General features: G+C 53.6%; 1 protein-coding gene and 1 pseudogene. One reads left to right on the forward strand and one right to left on the reverse strand.

Annotated features, from left to right (window positions below; translation table 11 throughout):
* The first annotated feature begins 75 nt into the window (after positions 1 to 75).
* Complete coding sequence (locus AC1DRJ_RS31195) at positions 76 to 528, forward strand: hypothetical protein (RefSeq protein ID WP_477805499.1); 453 nt, start codon at positions 76 to 78, stop codon at positions 526 to 528.
* A gap of 22 nt (positions 529 to 550) precedes the next feature.
* Here AC1DRJ_RS31195 and AC1DRJ_RS31200 read toward each other — a convergent pair.
* Positions 551 to 675 (reverse strand): annotated as a pseudogene (locus tag AC1DRJ_RS31200) (GFA family protein); the annotation flags it as partial.

The raw sequence follows: 675 nt of genomic DNA on the forward strand, positions 1-675 counted from the left end.
AACTACCTCGCAGCGATGATTAATGAGCTATACCGGCTAATCACCCGTGCAGTTCTTCGACACAGGAGTTTGGCCATGAAACTCAGACATTCACTTACAGCACTACTGGTCAGCGCAACCTTATTCGGCTGCGCCACATCATCAACCCCTAGTGTGACCGTTCCTTTGGTGGCCACGCAGCAGAACGCCGGTCAGATCGGCAATGTAACGTTGTCGAGCTATGACAATAAAACCGGATTAGATTTCTTTATCAGCGGCGCTCCAATGGGTGTCACCCTGCCCTTGCGCCTCTACACCTTCATTTATAAAGGCAGCTGCCAAAAACCCGGACCGGTCGCCTACTCGATGAACGAACAGGACAACACGGAACGCCAGCCCATACGCGGCTGGACGATATCAAGATCCGCACCGGTCCCCATGTCGGTTCTGCTTACCGGTGAATATTCCATCCTCGTGCGCACGGCACCGTCAGATGGCAATGTTGATATCTATTGTGGGGATATCAAGCACGGTGTCACGGTGAAGTAACCACAGCGTTTAGATTCGACGACTACTCCTCAAAGCGCCCCGTGGTATCACGATCGCGCTCGTACCGTCTTGTCAGCGCAAACGCCGGCAACCAGGACTCGCGGCGCACAATCCAGCTTTCATAGGTTGGCTTGAGTTGGTCTGGAG

It is taken from the genome of Pseudomonas sp. P5_B2 (assembly GCF_056400445.1).